General features: G+C 65.0%; 28 protein-coding genes. All 28 read left to right on the forward strand.

What is annotated here, in order from left to right; all coding sequences use genetic code 11:
• Nucleotides 1-528: EF-Tu/IF-2/RF-3 family GTPase (locus tag JHB91_RS13580; protein ID WP_199473262.1), on the forward strand; the 528-nt coding region annotated here is incomplete at its 5' end.
• Between the two features lie 504 nt (nt 529-1,032).
• Nucleotides 1,033-1,344 carry a 30S ribosomal protein S10 gene (rpsJ, locus tag JHB91_RS13585; protein WP_024891232.1) on the forward strand — a complete coding sequence of 104 codons (312 nt, stop codon included), beginning with the start codon at nt 1,033-1,035 and terminating at the stop codon, nt 1,342-1,344.
• Nucleotides 1,345-1,354: 10 nt separating this feature from the next.
• Nucleotides 1,355-2,008, forward strand: coding sequence for a 50S ribosomal protein L3 (gene rplC, locus JHB91_RS13590; protein WP_182825366.1), 654 nt, complete (start codon nt 1,355-1,357; stop codon nt 2,006-2,008).
• Between the two features lie 12 nt (nt 2,009-2,020).
• Nucleotides 2,021-2,626: a 50S ribosomal protein L4 gene (gene rplD, locus JHB91_RS13595; RefSeq protein ID WP_182825368.1), complete on the forward strand. Its 606-nt coding sequence runs from the start codon at nt 2,021-2,023 to the stop codon at nt 2,624-2,626.
• Nucleotides 2,623-2,922: a 50S ribosomal protein L23 gene (rplW, locus tag JHB91_RS13600; RefSeq protein WP_199373191.1), complete on the forward strand. Its 300-nt coding sequence runs from the start codon at nt 2,623-2,625 to the stop codon at nt 2,920-2,922. The genes rplD and rplW overlap by 4 nt, the downstream gene beginning before the upstream one ends.
• Nucleotides 2,923-2,932: 10 nt before the next feature.
• The gene (rplB, locus tag JHB91_RS13605; protein ID WP_199373190.1) at nt 2,933-3,760 is read left to right on the forward strand and encodes a 50S ribosomal protein L2; all 828 of its coding nucleotides are present in this window, start codon (nt 2,933-2,935) and stop codon (nt 3,758-3,760) included.
• A gap of 6 nt (nt 3,761-3,766) precedes the next feature.
• Nucleotides 3,767-4,033 carry a 30S ribosomal protein S19 gene (gene rpsS / locus JHB91_RS13610; RefSeq protein ID WP_182825374.1) on the forward strand — a complete coding sequence of 89 codons (267 nt, stop codon included), beginning with the start codon at nt 3,767-3,769 and terminating at the stop codon, nt 4,031-4,033.
• 10 nt (nt 4,034-4,043) lie between these two features.
• Nucleotides 4,044-4,379, forward strand: a complete 336-nt coding sequence (gene rplV, locus JHB91_RS13615; RefSeq protein WP_182825376.1) for a 50S ribosomal protein L22 — start codon at nt 4,044-4,046, stop codon at nt 4,377-4,379.
• A 3-nt stretch (nt 4,380-4,382) separates the two neighbouring features.
• On the forward strand, nt 4,383-5,123 hold the full coding sequence (gene rpsC, locus JHB91_RS13620) for a 30S ribosomal protein S3 (protein WP_199373189.1): 741 nt from the start codon (nt 4,383-4,385) through the stop codon (nt 5,121-5,123).
• 6 nt (nt 5,124-5,129) lie between these two features.
• Nucleotides 5,130-5,543, forward strand: a complete 414-nt coding sequence (gene rplP, locus JHB91_RS13625; RefSeq protein WP_182825380.1) for a 50S ribosomal protein L16 — start codon at nt 5,130-5,132, stop codon at nt 5,541-5,543.
• A complete protein-coding gene (rpmC, locus tag JHB91_RS13630; RefSeq protein WP_199473263.1) occupies nt 5,543-5,728 on the forward strand; it encodes a 50S ribosomal protein L29 in 186 nt (61 codons plus the stop codon). The genes rplP and rpmC overlap by 1 nt, the downstream gene beginning before the upstream one ends.
• Before the next feature lie 13 nt (nt 5,729-5,741).
• Nucleotides 5,742-6,008 carry a 30S ribosomal protein S17 gene (gene rpsQ / locus JHB91_RS13635; RefSeq protein WP_182825384.1) on the forward strand — a complete coding sequence of 89 codons (267 nt, stop codon included), beginning with the start codon at nt 5,742-5,744 and terminating at the stop codon, nt 6,006-6,008.
• Between the two features lie 12 nt (nt 6,009-6,020).
• On the forward strand, nt 6,021-6,389 hold the full coding sequence (gene rplN, locus JHB91_RS13640; protein ID WP_182825386.1) for a 50S ribosomal protein L14: 369 nt from the start codon (nt 6,021-6,023) through the stop codon (nt 6,387-6,389).
• A 22-nt stretch (nt 6,390-6,411) separates the two neighbouring features.
• Complete coding sequence (gene rplX / locus JHB91_RS13645; RefSeq protein WP_199373188.1) at nt 6,412-6,726, forward strand: 50S ribosomal protein L24; 315 nt, start codon at nt 6,412-6,414, stop codon at nt 6,724-6,726.
• 10 nt (nt 6,727-6,736) lie between these two features.
• Nucleotides 6,737-7,279: a 50S ribosomal protein L5 gene (gene rplE / locus JHB91_RS13650; protein WP_182825390.1), complete on the forward strand. Its 543-nt coding sequence runs from the start codon at nt 6,737-6,739 to the stop codon at nt 7,277-7,279.
• A gap of 16 nt (nt 7,280-7,295) precedes the next feature.
• Nucleotides 7,296-7,601, forward strand: a complete 306-nt coding sequence (gene rpsN / locus JHB91_RS13655; protein WP_182825392.1) for a 30S ribosomal protein S14 — start codon at nt 7,296-7,298, stop codon at nt 7,599-7,601.
• Nucleotides 7,602-7,662: 61 nt separating this feature from the next.
• Nucleotides 7,663-8,058: a 30S ribosomal protein S8 gene (gene rpsH / locus JHB91_RS13660; protein WP_199373187.1), complete on the forward strand. Its 396-nt coding sequence runs from the start codon at nt 7,663-7,665 to the stop codon at nt 8,056-8,058.
• 13 nt (nt 8,059-8,071) lie between these two features.
• On the forward strand, nt 8,072-8,599 hold the full coding sequence (rplF, locus tag JHB91_RS13665) for a 50S ribosomal protein L6 (RefSeq protein ID WP_199373186.1): 528 nt from the start codon (nt 8,072-8,074) through the stop codon (nt 8,597-8,599).
• A gap of 30 nt (nt 8,600-8,629) precedes the next feature.
• Nucleotides 8,630-8,983 (forward strand): 50S ribosomal protein L18, encoded by a 354-nt coding sequence (gene rplR / locus JHB91_RS13670; protein WP_182825398.1) that lies wholly within the window; start codon nt 8,630-8,632, stop codon nt 8,981-8,983.
• A 161-nt stretch (nt 8,984-9,144) separates the two neighbouring features.
• On the forward strand, nt 9,145-9,684 hold the full coding sequence (gene rpsE, locus JHB91_RS13675) for a 30S ribosomal protein S5 (RefSeq protein WP_199373185.1): 540 nt from the start codon (nt 9,145-9,147) through the stop codon (nt 9,682-9,684).
• Entirely contained in the window at nt 9,677-9,874 is a 198-nt protein-coding gene (gene rpmD, locus JHB91_RS13680) for a 50S ribosomal protein L30 (protein ID WP_182825402.1), read from the forward strand. The genes rpsE and rpmD overlap by 8 nt, the downstream gene beginning before the upstream one ends.
• A gap of 4 nt (nt 9,875-9,878) precedes the next feature.
• Complete coding sequence (rplO, locus tag JHB91_RS13685; protein ID WP_185116118.1) at nt 9,879-10,313, forward strand: 50S ribosomal protein L15; 435 nt, start codon at nt 9,879-9,881, stop codon at nt 10,311-10,313.
• Between the two features lie 7 nt (nt 10,314-10,320).
• On the forward strand, nt 10,321-11,676 hold the full coding sequence (gene secY, locus JHB91_RS13690) for a preprotein translocase subunit SecY (protein ID WP_182825406.1): 1,356 nt from the start codon (nt 10,321-10,323) through the stop codon (nt 11,674-11,676).
• A gap of 341 nt (nt 11,677-12,017) precedes the next feature.
• Nucleotides 12,018-12,374, forward strand: coding sequence for a 30S ribosomal protein S13 (gene rpsM / locus JHB91_RS13695; protein ID WP_182825408.1), 357 nt, complete (start codon nt 12,018-12,020; stop codon nt 12,372-12,374).
• Nucleotides 12,375-12,386: 12 nt separating this feature from the next.
• Entirely contained in the window at nt 12,387-12,776 is a 390-nt protein-coding gene (gene rpsK, locus JHB91_RS13700; protein ID WP_132985250.1) for a 30S ribosomal protein S11, read from the forward strand.
• 13 nt (nt 12,777-12,789) lie between these two features.
• Nucleotides 12,790-13,425, forward strand: a complete 636-nt coding sequence (rpsD, locus tag JHB91_RS13705; RefSeq protein ID WP_199373184.1) for a 30S ribosomal protein S4 — start codon at nt 12,790-12,792, stop codon at nt 13,423-13,425.
• 49 nt (nt 13,426-13,474) lie between these two features.
• A complete protein-coding gene (gene rpoA, locus JHB91_RS13710) occupies nt 13,475-14,473 on the forward strand; it encodes a DNA-directed RNA polymerase subunit alpha (protein WP_199373183.1) in 999 nt (332 codons plus the stop codon).
• Between the two features lie 24 nt (nt 14,474-14,497).
• On the forward strand, nt 14,498-14,872 hold the full coding sequence (rplQ, locus tag JHB91_RS13715) for a 50S ribosomal protein L17 (protein WP_199373182.1): 375 nt from the start codon (nt 14,498-14,500) through the stop codon (nt 14,870-14,872).
• Nucleotides 14,873-14,923: the final 51 nt, after the last annotated feature.

The raw sequence follows: 14,923 nt of genomic DNA on the forward strand, positions 1-14,923 counted from the left end.
TCGATCTCGGGCCGCGGCACGGTGGTGACCGGTCGCATCGAGCGCGGCATCATCAAGGTGGGCGAGGAAATCGAGATCGTCGGCATCCGTCCGACCGTCAAGACGACCGTCACCGGCGTGGAGATGTTCCGCAAGCTGCTCGACCAGGGCCAGGCGGGCGACAACGCCGGCCTGCTGCTGCGCGGCACCAAGCGTGACGACGTGGAGCGCGGCCAGGTGCTGTGCAAGCCGGGTTCGATCAAGCCGCACACCGAGTTCGAAGCCGAGGTGTACGTGCTGTCGAAGGACGAGGGCGGCCGCCACACGCCGTTCTTCAAGGGCTACCGCCCGCAGTTCTACTTCCGCACCACCGATATCACCGGCGCCTGCGAGCTGCCGGAAGGTGTCGAGATGGTGATGCCGGGCGACAACGTGAAGATGGTGGTCACGCTGATCAACCCGGTGGCGATGGACGACGGCCTGCGTTTCGCGATCCGCGAAGGTGGCCGTACCGTCGGCGCGGGCGTGGTCGCCAAGATCATCAAGTAAGTCTTCGTATCCCGGCGGCTTGCGCCGCCGTGATACGTGCCGGTGTTGATCCGGATCGCCGTAGGCGCTCCAGATAACACCGGCGGGGGCCATCGGCTTGCGCCGACGGCCTCCGGCGCCGGCGGGGTGTGGTTTCCCTGCGATTTGTTGGCCGCGGGTGTTGCGTGGCTGGCGGGTAGGTGTCTATAATGTTCGACTACTTCGGCAAGACCCTTCGGGGGCTCGCCGGAACCGCGAAATGAGGTGCAGGATGCGCCTCGTTTTCGCCAGACAGGGAACACGTCGCGCGGCAGTACCCCGGTTCGTCCCGAAGCTCTTCGGGACAAAGTGACCAGGGGAATCGTCGCGTCCGCATCTCCGTCTGGGCGGGCCGGGTAACTGGCCTGCCTTGTTGTTTTCAAGGACGGTCGCCGGGCGGGGTCTCCAGCCTTGGCATCCATTGATTTCACGGGGTTCCGCGCATCCAGCCGCGGGCCTGTCGCTCTTTAAAGAAGGAATTCCGTCATGGCGGACCAGAAAATCCGGATCCGGCTGAAAGCGTTCGATCATCGACTGATCGACCGTTCGGCCAGCGAGATCGTCGAAACGGCCAAGAGGACGGGCGCCCAGGTGCGCGGCCCGATTCCCCTGCCGACCAAGATCGAGCGTTACACCATCCTGACCTCGCCGCACGTCGACAAGGACGCGCGCGACCAGTATGAGACCCGCACGCACAAGCGCGTGCTCGACATCGTCGACCCCAACGACAAGACCGTGGACGCGCTCATGAAGCTCGAGCTCGCGGCTGGCGTCGACGTCCAGATCAAGCTGACCTGAGGACGCCACCATGACCGCGAAGCGATATTCGTTGGGCATTGTCGGTCGCAAGGCCGGCATGACCCGGGTGTTCACCGAAGATGGCCAGTCCATCCCGGTCACCCTGATCGAAGCCACGCCCAACCGCATCACCCAGATCAAGACCCAGGAGACCGACGGCTACAGCGCCGTGCAGGTCGCCGTCGGCACCAAGCGCGCCGTGCTGGTCAACAAGCCCGAGACGGGTCACCTGGCCAAGGCCAAGGTTGAAGCCGGCCGTGGCCTGTGGGAATTGCGCGTCGGCGACGACCAGATCGGCGGTTTCGAAGTGGGCGGCGAAATCCGCGCCGACATCTTCGAAGTCGGCCAGATCGTCGACGTCGAGGGCGTGACCAAGGGCAAGGGCTTCCAGGGCACGATCAAGCGCTGGAACTTCAAGATGGGCGACGCGACGCACGGCAACTCGCTGTCGCACCGTTCGCCGGGCTCGATCGGCCAGCGCCAGACGCCGGGCCGCGTGTTCCCGGGCAAGAAGATGTCCGGTCACATGGGTGCGGTGCGCCAGAGCACGCAGAACCTCGAAGTGGTCCGGGTCGACGCCGAGCGCGGCCTGATCGCAGTCAAGGGCGCGGTTCCGGGCGCCCCGGGTGGCGACGTGATCGTGCGTCCCACGAGCAAGGCATAAGGAGAGATGACGATGGAACTCTCCATCAACGGTAGCAGCGACAAGATGTCGGTTTCCGAGGGCGTGTTCGGCCGCGAGTTCAACATGGACCTGGTTCACCAGGTCGTGGTGGCTTACCGCAATGCCGGCCGCTCGGGTACCAAGGCGCAGAAGACCCGCTCGGAAGTCAGCGGCACGACCAAGAAGTCGAAGAAGCAGAAGGGTGGCGGCGCGCGTCATGGCGCCCTGACGGCCCCGATCTTCGTCGGCGGCGGCGTGACGTTCGCGGCCAAGCCGCGCAGCTTCGAGCAGAAGGTCAACCGCAAGATGTACCGCGCGGCGATGTCGACCATCCTGTCCGAGCTGGCCCGCCAGGGTCGCCTGCAGGTCGTCGAGTCCTTCGACGTCGCGGAGACCAACACCAGCGCGTTCGCCGAGAAGCTCAAGGGCCTCGATCTGGGCAAGCGCCCGCTGATCGTGACCGAGGACGCTTCGGACCACCTGTACCTGTCGGCGCGCAACCTGCCGTACGTGCAGATCCGTGACGTCCAGGGCCTGGATCCGGTTTCGCTGGTCGGCGCCGACAGCGTGCTGGTCACCGCCGACGCCATCAAGAAGATCGAGGAGTGGCTGGCATGAATGACGCCAAGCTCTATGCACTGATCCGTGCGCCGCGCGTGTCCGAGAAGACCGCGCGCCTGCAGGAAGTGTCCAACCAGTACGCGTTCGAAGTGGCGACCGATGCCACCAAGGCCGACATCAAGATCGCGATCGAAAAGCTGTTCGCCGTCAAGGTCGAAGCCGTCAACGTGCTCAACGTGAAAGGCAAGCAGAAGGCCTTCCGCAACCGCAACGGTCGCCGCGGCGATTGGCGCAAGGCCTACGTGACGCTGGCCGACGGCCAGTCGATCGACGTCATGAACACCAAGGCCTGAGGAAGACCCCATGCCATTGATGAAATTCAAGCCCACCTCGCCCGGCCGCCGTTCAGCGGTCCGCGTGGTCACGCCGGAACTCCACAAGGGTGCGCCGCACGCCGCCCTCGTCGAGCCGCAGAGCAAGACCGGTGGTCGCAACCACCATGGCCGCATCACCACGCGGCACATGGGTGGCGGCCACAAGCAGCACTACCGCATCATCGACTTCAAGCGCGACAAGGAAGGCATCCCGGCGCGCGTCGAGCGCATCGAATACGACCCGAACCGCACCGCGCACATCGCGCTGCTGTGCTACGTCGACGGTGAGCGCCGCTACATCATCGCGCCGAAGGGCCTCAAGGCCGGCGACCAGGTGATCGCGGGCAATGATGCGCCGATCAAGGCGGGCAACACGCTGCCGCTGCGCAACATCCCGGTCGGTTCCACCGTGCATTGCGTCGAGATGAAGCCGGGCAAGGGCGCGCAGATCGCCCGTGCCGCCGGCGCCGGCGTGCAGCTCGTCGCCCGCGACGGCCTCTACGCCACCGTCCGCCTGCGTTCGGGCGAGATGCGTCGCGTGCCTGCCGAGTGCCGCGCCACCATCGGTGAAGTGGGCAACGTCGAGCACAACCTGCAGAAGCTGGGCAAGGCCGGTGCTTCGCGCTGGCGCGGCATCAAGCCGACCGTCCGTGGTGCCGCCATGAACCCCGTCGACCACCCGCACGGTGGTGGCGAGGCCAAGGCCGGCCAGGGCAACCCGCATCCGGTCACCCCGTGGGGCGTGCCGACCAAGGGTTACAAGACCCGCCACAACAAGCGGACGCAGCAGTTCATCGTGCGCGATCGCAGGAGCTAACCGACCATGGCACGTTCACTGAAGAAGGGTCCGTTCGTCGACCACCACCTGATCAAGAAGGTGGAGACCGCGGGCAACACCAAGCGCCCGATCAAGACCTGGTCGCGCCGCTCGATGATCCTGCCGGAGATGGTGGGTTTCACCATCGCCGTGCACAACGGTCGCAACCACGTTCCGGTGCTCGTCAACGAGAACATGGTGGGCCACAAGCTCGGCGAGTTCGCCCTGACCAGGACCTTCAAGGGTCATGGCGGCGACAAGAAGTCGCGCTAAGGAGATGACGATGGAAGCCAAGGCAATCCTGCGCAGTGCGCGCATCTCCCCGCAGAAGGCACGCCTGGTCGCCGACCAGATCCGCGGCCTCTCCGCGGCCCGTGCGCTCGACCTCCTGAAGTTCAGCGACAAGAAGGCCGCGCACATGATCTACAAGGTCGTGTACTCGGCCACGTCGAACGCCGAGAACAACCTGGGCGCCGACGTCGACGAGCTCAAGGTCAGTGCGATCACGGTCGACGAGGGTCCCACCCTGAAGCGGTTCATGGCGCGAGCCAAGGGTCGCGGCAGCCGCATCCTCAAGCGCACCAGCCACATCACCGTCGTCGTCGGCGAGGGGAAGTAACTCATGGGTCATAAAGTTCACCCGACCGGCATCCGCCTTGGCATCGCCAAGGACTGGAATTCCAAGTGGTATGCCGGCAAGAAGGAATTCGCCGATTACCTGGTCGCCGACATCAAGGTCCGCGAGATGCTTCGCAAGAAGCTCGCCGCGGCCGGCATCAGCAAGATCCTGATCGAGCGTCCGTCGAAGTCTGCCCGCGTCACGATCCACACCGCCCGCCCGGGCGTGGTGATCGGCAAGCGCGGCGAAGACATCGAGAAGCTGCGCAAGGAAGTCTCCGCGCTGATGGGCGTCCCGGCGCACATCAACGTGACCGAGGTCCGCAAGCCGGAGCTCGACGCGCAGCTGGTCGCCGAGTCGATCGCGCAGCAGCTCGAGCGCCGCATCATGTTCCGTCGCGCGATGAAGCGCGCCGTCGGCAACGCGATGCGCCTTGGCTCGCTGGGCATCAAGGTCAACGTGGCCGGCCGCCTCAACGGCGCCGAGATCGCGCGTTCGGAGTGGTACCGCGAGGGTCGCGTGCCGCTGCACACGCTGCGCGCCGACGTCGACTACGGCTTTGCCGAGGCCAAGACGACCTACGGGATCATCGGTATCAAGACCTGGATCTACAAGGGCGAGATCTTCGACTTCGCCCAGGTCGGCCAGGAAAAGCAGGACGATTCGCCGCGCGGCGAGCGTGGTGATCGCGGTGACCGCGAGCGCCCGCGTGGCCCGCGTCGCGACCGCGAGGCGAGGGAGTAATCAACCATGCTGCAACCCAAGCGAACCAAATACCGCAAGATGCACAAGGGCCGCAACGACGGCCTGGCCTGGAACGGCAATGCCGTCAGCTTCGGCGAGTATGGCCTCAAGGCCACGCAGACCGGCCAGCTGACCGCGCGCCAGATCGAGTCCGCGCGTCGTGCCATCAGCCGCTACGTGAAGCGCGGCGGCAAGATGTGGATCCGCGTGTTCCCGGACAAGCCGATCACCAAGAAGCCCATCGAAGTCCGCATGGGCTCGGGCAAGGGTGCGGTCGAGTTCTGGGTCGCCCAGATCCAGCCGGGCCGCATGATCTATGAGATCGAGGGCGTCGACGAGGTGACCGCACGCGAGGCGTTCCGCCTGGCGGCCGCCAAGCTCTCGGTCACCACCACTTTCGTGACGCGGACGGTGCGCTGATGGAAATCAAGGAACTCCGCCAGAAGTCGACGGACGAGCTGAAGTCACACTTGCTTGAGCTGCAGAAGGAGTCGTTCTCGCTCCGCATGCAGAAGGCAACCGGCCAGCTCGCCAAGACCCACGACGCCCGCCGGGTTCGCCGCGAGATTGCTCGCGTCAACACCCTCCTCGGCGCCAAGCAGTAAGGACCGGGCAGACATGACCGAAAACACTGAAAAGAAGCTGCGCACGGTCGAAGGCCGCGTCGTCAGCAACAAGATGGACAAGACCGTGACGGTGCTCGTCGAGCGCCAGGTGAAGCACGCGTTGTATGGCAAGTACATCCGCCGTTCGACGAAGCTCCACGCCCACGACGCCGAGAATTCCTGCAACGAGGGCGATACCGTCCGCGTGGTGGAAATCGCGCCGATGTCCAAGACCAAGAACTGGCGCGTCGTCGAAATCGTCACGCGCGCGGCCGACTAAGGAGGCTCTCCAATGATCCAGATGCAGAGCCACCTCGACGTGGCGGACAATTCGGGTGCCAAGGAAGTGATGTGCATCAAGGTGCTGGGCGGCTCGAAGCGCCGCTATGCAGGCATCGGCGACATCATCAAGGTGTCCATCAAGGACGCCATCCCGCGCGGCAAGGTCAAGAAGGGCGAAGTCTACGACGCGGTCGTCGTGCGCACCCGCAAGGGCGTCCGCCGCCCCGACGGTTCGCTGATCCGCTTCGACGGCAATGCCGCCGTGCTGCTCAACAACAAGCAGGAGCCGATCGGCACCCGCATCTTCGGGCCCGTGACCCGTGAGCTTCGTACCGAGAAGTTCATGAAGATCGTCTCGCTCGCGCCCGAAGTGCTCTGAGCCGGACGGAGAGGAAACCGACATGAATCGCATCAAGAAGGGTGACCGCGTGATGGTCACCGCCGGCAAGGACAAGGGCAAGCAGGGTGAGGTCGTTCGCGTGCTCGGCGACAAGGTCGTCGTCGCGAACATCAACATCATCAAGCGCCACACCAAGCCGAACCCGCAGGCCAACCAGCCTGGCGGCGTGATCGAGCGCGAAGCGCCGATCCACGCGTCGAACGTGATGGTGTTCAACCCTGCCACCGGCAAGGGCGAGCGCATTGGTACCAAGGTCCTCGAGGATGGACGGCGCATCCGCGTCTTCCGCTCGAGCGGTGAGGCGATTGACGCCTGAGGAATGTGAAATGAACACCCGTCTCGAAAAGTTCTACAAGGAAGAAGTGGTGCCGAAGCTGACAAAGCAGTTCGGCTACACGAATCCCATGCAGGTTCCGCGCCTGAGCAAGATCACGCTCAACATGGGCGTGGGCGAAGCCGCCGCGAACAAGAAGGTCCTGGAGAACGCGACCGCCGACATGGCCAAGCTCTCCGGCCAGAAGCCGATCGTGACGAAGTCCCGCGTGTCGGTGGCTTCGTTCAAGATCCGCGACGGCTGGCCGATCGGCTGCAAGGTGACCCTGCGCCGCGCCAAGATGTTCGAGTTCCTCGATCGCCTGGTGAACGTGTCGCTGCCGCGCGTCCGCGACTTCCGCGGCGTGTCCGCGCGGTCGTTCGATGGCCGTGGCAACTACAACATGGGCATCAAGGAACAGATCATCTTCCCGGAAATCGACTTCGACCAGGTCGATGCGATCCGCGGCATGGATATCGCGATCACCACGACCGCCAAGACCAACGAGGAAGCCAAGGCACTGCTCGAAGCCTTCCGTTTCCCGTTCCGCACCTGATCGGACAAAGAAGACCATGGCCAAGACCTCAATGATCAACCGCGAGACGAAGCGCACCAAGCTGGCGAAGAAGTTCGCCGCGAAGCGCGAGGCGTTGAAGAAGGTTGTCAGCAGCCAGGACGCCAGCTTCGAAGAGAAGATGGACGCCGCCACCAGGCTGCAGAAGCTTCCGCGTGACTCCTCCACCTCGCGCCAGACGACGCGTTGCGCGTTGACCGGTCGTCCGCGCGCCGTGTACAGCAAGTTCGGCCTCGGCCGCAACAAGCTGCGCGAGGCCACGATGCGCGGCGACGTTCCCGGCCTGCGCAAGGCAAGCTGGTAAGCAATTTCCACTTACGAATTCGCATTCCTGCGGATATCGGTGCACTCAGAAGGTAACAACGATGAGCATGACTGATCCCATCGCCGATATGCTGACCCGCATGCGTAATGCGGCGGCCGTCGGCAAGCCGGTGGTGAAGATGCCGTCCTCCAAGACCAAGGTGGCAATCGCCAAGGTCCTGAAGGACGAGGGTTACATCGCCGGTTCGCGCGTGACCGAGATCGGTGCCAAGGCCGAACTCGAAATCGAGCTCAAGTATTACGAAGGTCGTCCCGTGATCGAGCGCATGCAGCGCTTCTCGCGTTCCGGCCTGCGCCAGTACCGCGGCAAGGACGCGATCCCGAAGGTCCTCAACGGCCTCGGCATCGCCATCATTTCCACCTCGAAGGGCATCATGACCGATGCGCAGGCGCGCCAGTTGGGCGTCGGCGGCGAGGTTCTGTGCTTCGTGGCTTAAGGGAGTAACCGCAATGTCCCGAGTCGCCAAGAAGCCGATCGCCCTCCCGAAGGGCGTCGAGCTGAACATCCAGGCCGACAGTGTCAGCGTCAAGGGCCCGAAGGGCACCCTGTCGATGGCCAAGCCGTCCGACGTGGACGTCACGATCGAAGACGGCCATGCCGTGCTTTCGTCGCAGGATCCCGACCAGGTGGCCATGACCGGCACCATGCGCGCGATCATCGCGAACATGGTCCACGGCGTGTCCGAAGGCTTCGTGCGCAAGCTCGAGCTGGTCGGCGTCGGCTACCGTGCCGCGATGCAGGGCCCGGACCTGAACCTGTCGCTGGGCTTTTCGCACCCGGTGCTGTTCAAGGCCCCGGCCGGCATCAGCATCGCCACGCCGACGCAGACGGAAATCGTCGTGACCGGCGCCGACAAGCAGCAGGTCGGCGAGGTTGCAGCGAAGATCCGCGGGTTCCGCCCGCCGGAGCCGTACAAGGGCAAGGGCGTCAAGTACGCCGGCGAGAACATCATCCGCAAGGAAGCCAAGAAGGCCTAAGCGGGCCTTCAGCTTTCGGAGAACGACAACATGCTCAAGAAAATTGCCCGCCTGCGCCGCGCCAAGTCGACGCGTTCGCACATCCGCGTGCTCGGCGTGCCGCGCCTGTCGGTGCTGCGCACCGGCCAGCACCTGTACGCCCAGCTGTTCACCGCCGATGGCTCCAAGGTCCTGGCCTCGGCCAGCACCACCCAGTCCGATGTCCGCGAGGGCCTGAAGGGCGCGAAGAACATCGAGGCCGCCGCCAAGGTCGGTCGCGTGATCGCCGAGCGTGCCAAGGCCGCCGGTATCGAGAAAGTCGCGTTCGATCGCTCCGGTTACAGGTATCATGGGCGGATCAAGGCCCTGGCCGACGCCGCGCGCGAAGGTGGCCTGCAGTTCTGATTGAAAGGGTGGGGCTCCGTCCCCACCATTGCCCCCTGCCGATGCGGGCTGCATCGGACGCCCTCCGCCTTTTGCGCGGTCCGGCGGTCCACCGATCCGACCAACAACTCCAAGCGGCATGAAGCCGTACATCCCTTTCGTACAACAGAGGCAATACAGAGATGGCAGAGGAACGTGCTCCGCGCGGTCGTGACCGCGACCGCAACAGGGAAGAAGTCGACGACGGCATGATCGAGAAGCTGATCGCGGTGAACCGCGTCAGCAAGACCGTCAAGGGTGGCCGCCAGTTCACCTTCACCGCGCTGACCGTGGTCGGCGACGGCGCCGGCAAGGTCGGCTTCGGCTACGGCAAGGCCCGCGAGGTCCCGGTCGCGATCCAGAAGTCGATGGAATATGCGCGTCGCAGCATGTCCACGGTCGATCTCAACGGCGGTACGTTGTGGCACACGGTCAAGGCCGGCCACGGCGCGGCGCGCGTGTTCATGATGCCGGCGTCCGAGGGTACCGGCGTCATCGCCGGTGGCGCGATGCGCGCCGTCCTCGAAGCCGTCGGCGTGAAGGACGTGCTGGCCAAGGCCGTCGGTTCGCGCAATCCCATCAACCTGGTTCGCGCGACCGTCCGCGGTCTCGAGAGCATGCACTCGCCGGCGAACATTGCCGCCAAGCGCGGCAAGAAGGTCGAGGAGATCGTCAATGGTTAAGAAGGAAGCGACCGGCGGCACGCTCAAGGTGCGCCTGGTCAAGGGCCTTCGCGGCTCGCAGGGCATCCATCGCCTGTCGGTGCAGGCCCTGGGCCTGCGCAAGATCAACGACGTCCGTGAACTCAAGGACAGCCCGCAGGTCCGTGGACTGATCAACAAGGTCCATTACCTTGTCCGGGTCGAGGAATAATCCAATGAAGCTCAATACTCTGCACCCCACGCCCGGCGCGCGTACCGATCGCAAGCGCGTTGGCCGCGGCATCGGTTCCGGCCTCGGCAAGACCGCGGGCCGCGGCCACAAGGGTTCCTTCGCCCGCTCGGGCAAGGGCAAGATCAAGGCCGGCTTCGAAGGCGGCCAGATGCCGCTGCGCAAGCGCCTGCCCAAGGTCGGCTTCCGCTCGCGCATCGCCGGCGACACCGCTGAGGTCATGCTGTACCAGCTCGAGCGCCTGGAAGGCGACATCGACTTCAAGGCGCTGCGCGCCGCGAAGCTGGTGCCGGCCACCGCCAAGCGCGCCAAGATCGTGCTGAAGGGTGACGTCACCAAGGCCCTGGTGCTGAAGGGCGTGCTGGCCACGGCCGGTGCGCGCGCGGCGATCGAAGCCGCCGGCGGCAAGGTCGAGGAGTAAGAACGGCATGGCACGTAGCGGCAACGCGATGGCCGGGGTCGGCGGGCTCGGCAAGTTCACCGAGCTCCGCCAGCGCCTGCTGTTCGTCGCTGGGGCACTGATCGTCTACCGCATCGGCTGCTACATCCCGGTGCCCGGCGTGAACCCCGACGCCATGCTGCGCCTCATGGAGCAGCAGGAAGGCACCATCGTGGACATGTTCAACATGTTCTCCGGTGGCGCCCTCTCGCGCTTCAGCCTGTTCGCGCTCAACGTCATTCCCTACATTTCGGCGTCGATCATCATCCAGCTGCTGGTGCAGATCCTGCCCAGCCTGAAGGCGATCTCGAAGGAAGGCGAGTCCGGTCGCCGCAGGATCACGCAGTGGTCGCGCATCGGCGCGATCCCGCTGGCGATCTTCCAGTCGGCCGGCATCGCCGTCGCGCTGCAGAGCTCGGGCGCCAGCAATGGCATCCCGGTGGTCTACGCACCCGGCATGGGCTTCGTGGTCACCGCAATCATCGCGCTCACCGCCGGCACCATGTTCCTGGTGTGGCTGGGCGAGCAGGTGACCGAGCGCGGCATCGGCAACGGTGTGTCGCTGATCATCTTCGCGGGCATCGTTGCAGGCCTGCCGAGTGCCGTCATCACCACGTTCGAAGCCGCGCGCAACGGCGACATGAGCCCGATCGCGGTGATCCTGATCGCGCTGATCGTGGCGATGTTCACGTACTTCGTGGTGTTCGTGGAGCGTGGCCAGCGCCGGATCACGGTGAACTACGCGCGTCGCCAGGGTGGCCGCAACGCGTACATGAACCAGAGCTCGTTCCTGCCGCTGAAGCTCAACATGGCGGGTGTGATTCCGGCGATCTTCGCATCGTCGATCATCATGTTCCCGGCCACCGCGTCCACCTGGTTCAGCCAGGCCGGCTCGGCGACGTGGCTGCAGCGGGTGAGCCAGGCGCTGTCGCCGGGCGAGCCGCTGTACATCCTGCTTTACGCGGGCCTGATCGCGGGTTTCACCTTCTTCTACACGGCCCTGGTCTTCAATTCCCAGGAAACCGCCGACAACCTGAAGAAGTCGGGCGCGCTGATCCCGGGCATCCGTCCGGGCAAGGCGACGGCGGACTACATCGACGGCGTGCTGACGCGGCTGACCGCGGCCGGTGCGACCTATCTGGTGCTGGTCTGCCTGCTCCCCGAGTTCATGCGCACCGAGCTGAATGCGTCGTTCTATTTCGGCGGCACCTCGCTGCTGATCGTGGTGGTCGTGGTCATGGACTTCATTGCCCAGATCCAGGCACACCTGATGTCGCACCAGTACGAAAGCCTGCTCAAGAAGGCCAACCTCAAGGGAGGCCAGCGCGGCCTGCCGCGCGGCTGACGATATTCAAGCGGATGCCCCCGCGGCCGGCTGGCCGGGGAGGGGATCCTGGTCCCACCGCTTCGCGGTCGGACCGTGATGGGCGACTCGCGCGGCGGTCCCGCGTGCGAGTGGTTCGAAGCCTGTCCTGGCGCCAGAGTAGCGCCGGGCGGACCCGGTCCCGCAAGGGGGCGGGTTGCAGCATCGGACCTTCGCCGGAGCATGGGCACACTCCCCATGCCGGGCTTGCTGGACGCCATTGGCGGCCACGGGCTTCCTTGTACCTCGGGATCCTGATAGTATTTCGTGTTCACTGCGTCGGATGAACCCATCCGTGCGCCAAACCAGTTGGAGATCCGCGCATGGCGCGTATTGCAGGTGTCAACCTGCCTGCCCAGAAACACGTCTGGGTTGGGCTGCAAAGCATCTACGGCATTGGCCGTACCCGTTCGAAGCTCGTCTGCCAGGCGGCCGGCGTGGATTCGTCCATCAAGATCCGCGACCTGTCGGAGCCTGACGTCGAGCGCCTGCGCTCGGAAGTCGGCAAGTACGTGGTCGAGGGCGACCTGCGCCGCGAGATCGGCATGGCGATCAAGCGCCTGATGGACCTCGCCTGCTACCGCGGGCTCCGCCATCGTCGCGGCTTGCCGCTGCGCGGCCAGCGCACCCGGACCAATGCCCGCACCCGCAAGGGTCCGCGCAAGGCCATCAGGAAATAAGGAAACAAGACCATGGCCAAGCCGGCAGCTAAGCCGAAGAAGAAGATCAAGCGCGTCGTCACCGACGGCGTTGCCCACGTCCACGCTTCGTTCAACAACACCATCATCACGATCACCGACCGCCAGGGCAACGCGCTCTCGTGGGCGACTTCGGGCGGCGCGGGCTTCCGCGGTTCGCGCAAGTCGACCCCGTTCGCAGCACAGGTCGCCGCAGAGAAGGCCGGCAAGGCCGCCCTCGACTACGGCGTGAAGTCGCTGGAAGTGCGCATCAAGGGACCCGGTCCGGGCCGTGAATCTGCCGTTCGTTCGCTGAACAACGTCGGCTACAAGATCACCAACATCATCGACGTGACGCCAATCCCGCATAACGGGTGCCGTCCGCCGAAGAAGCGTCGCGTCTAAGGGGCGATAAGAAATGGCTCGTTATATCGGACCCACCTGTAAGCTCGCGCGCCGCGAAGGCGCCGACCTGTCGCTCAAGTCGCCCGCCCGCGCTCTTGATTCCAAGTGCAAGCTGGAGCAGAAGCCCGGCCAGCACGGTGCCGGCACCGGCGCCCGCCGGAGCAAGCTCTCCAACTACGCCGTCCAGCTGCGTGAAAAGCAGAAGGTCAAGCGTATCTACGGCCTGCTCGAGCGCCAGTTCCGCAACTACTACAAGAAGGCCTCGACCAAGAAGGGCAACACCGGCGAGAACCTCCTGCAGTTGCTGGAAACCCGTCTCGACAACGTGATCTACCGCATGGGCTTCGCGGTCACCCGTCCGGCGGCCCGCCAGCTGGTCTCGCACCGCGGCGTCACGGTCAACGGCAAGCCCGTCAACCTGCCGTCCTACCTGGTCAAGGCTGGCGATGCCATCGCCCTGTCCGAGAAGGCGCAGAAGCAGCTCCGCGTGCAGGAGGCCCTCACGGTCTCGTCCACGATGGACCTGTCGCCGTCCTGGGTCGAGGTTGATTCGAAGAAGTTCAGCGGCGTGTTCAAGGCGGTCCCGGACCGCGGCGACCTGCCGGCTGACATCAACGAAGCGCTGATCGTCGAGCTGTATTCGAAGTAATTCACTTGGCCCGCCGGCGTCAGTCGACGGGCCCCAGGAGACACCAAACATGACGGTTACCGCCAACCAGGTCCTGCGCCCGCGTGGTCCCCAGATCGAGCGCATTACCGGCAACCGCGCGAAGGTCGTGATCGAGCCGCTCGAGCGCGGCTACGGCCACACGCTCGGCAATGCCCTGCGCCGCGTCCTGCTGTCGTCGATCCCCGGCTTCGCCATCACCGAAGTGGAGATGGACGGCGTGCTGCACGAGTACAGCACGATCGAAGGCCTGCAGGAAGACGTGCTCGAGGTGCTGTTGAACCTCAAGGACGTCGCCATCCGCATGGGCACCGGCGAAAGCGCCACCCTCACCCTGGCCAAGTCCGGCCCGGGCGTGGTGACCGCCGCCGACATCAAGACCGACCACAACGTCGAGATCCTCAACGGCGAGCACGTGATCTGCCATCTCACCAAGGATGCGTCGGTCAACATGCGCCTGAAGATCGAGCGTGGTTTCGGCTACCAGCCGGCCGCCGCGCGTCGTCGCCCGGACGATGAGACCCGCGTCATCGGCAGGCTGATGCTCGATGCATCGTTCTCGCCGGTTCGCCGCGTCGCGTACGAAGTCGAAGCCGCCCGTGTCGAGCAGCGCACCGACCTCGACAAGCTGGTCATCGACATCGAGACCAACGGCACGATCGACGCCGAGGAAGCCGTGCGCACCGCCGCCGACATCCTCACCGACCAGCTCAGCGTGTTCGGCGATTTCACCCGCCGCACCGCCGGCGACACGAAGCAGCCGACGCCGGGTGTCGACCCGATGCTGCTGCGTCCGATCGACGACCTCGAGCTGACGGTGCGTTCGGCCAACTGCCTCAAGGCCGAGAGCATCTACTACGTGGGCGACCTGATCCAGAAGACCGAGGTCGAGCTTCTCAAGACCCCGAACCTCGGCAAGAAGTCGCTGACCGAGATCAAGGAAGTCCTGGCCCAGCGTGGCCTTTCGCTTGGCATGAAGCTCGAGAACTGGCCGCCGGCCGGCGTCTCGGCGCACGGCATGCTCGGTTAAGACAGACAAACAGGAACCAAGACCATGCGCCACCAGAAATCCGGACGCAAGTTCAGCCGCACCAGCGCACACCGCGATGCCATGTTCACCAACATGGCGGCGTCGCTGATCAAGCATGAGCTGATCAAGACCACGCTTCCGAAGGCCAAGGAGCTGCGCCGCGTCGCAGAGCCGCTGATCACGATGTCGAAGACCGACGGCGTTGCCAACCGCCGCCTCGCCTTCTCGCGCCTGCGCGACAAGGAAGCCGTGGGCAAGCTGTTTGTCGAGCTTGGCCCGCGCTACCAGGCGCGCCCGGGTGGTTACCTGCGCATCCTGAAGTGCGGTTTCCGCGACGGTGACAACGCGCCGATGGCGTACGTCGAGCTCGTCGATCGCCCGGAAGCGTCGGCCGAGTAATACCGCGGCATGCGCCACCTGTGAAAACCCCGGACCTGTTCCGGGGTTTTT

Origin of the sequence: Luteimonas sp. MC1828, assembly GCF_016461615.1 — a bacterium.
Lineage (GTDB): Bacteria > Pseudomonadota > Gammaproteobacteria > Xanthomonadales > Xanthomonadaceae > Luteimonas.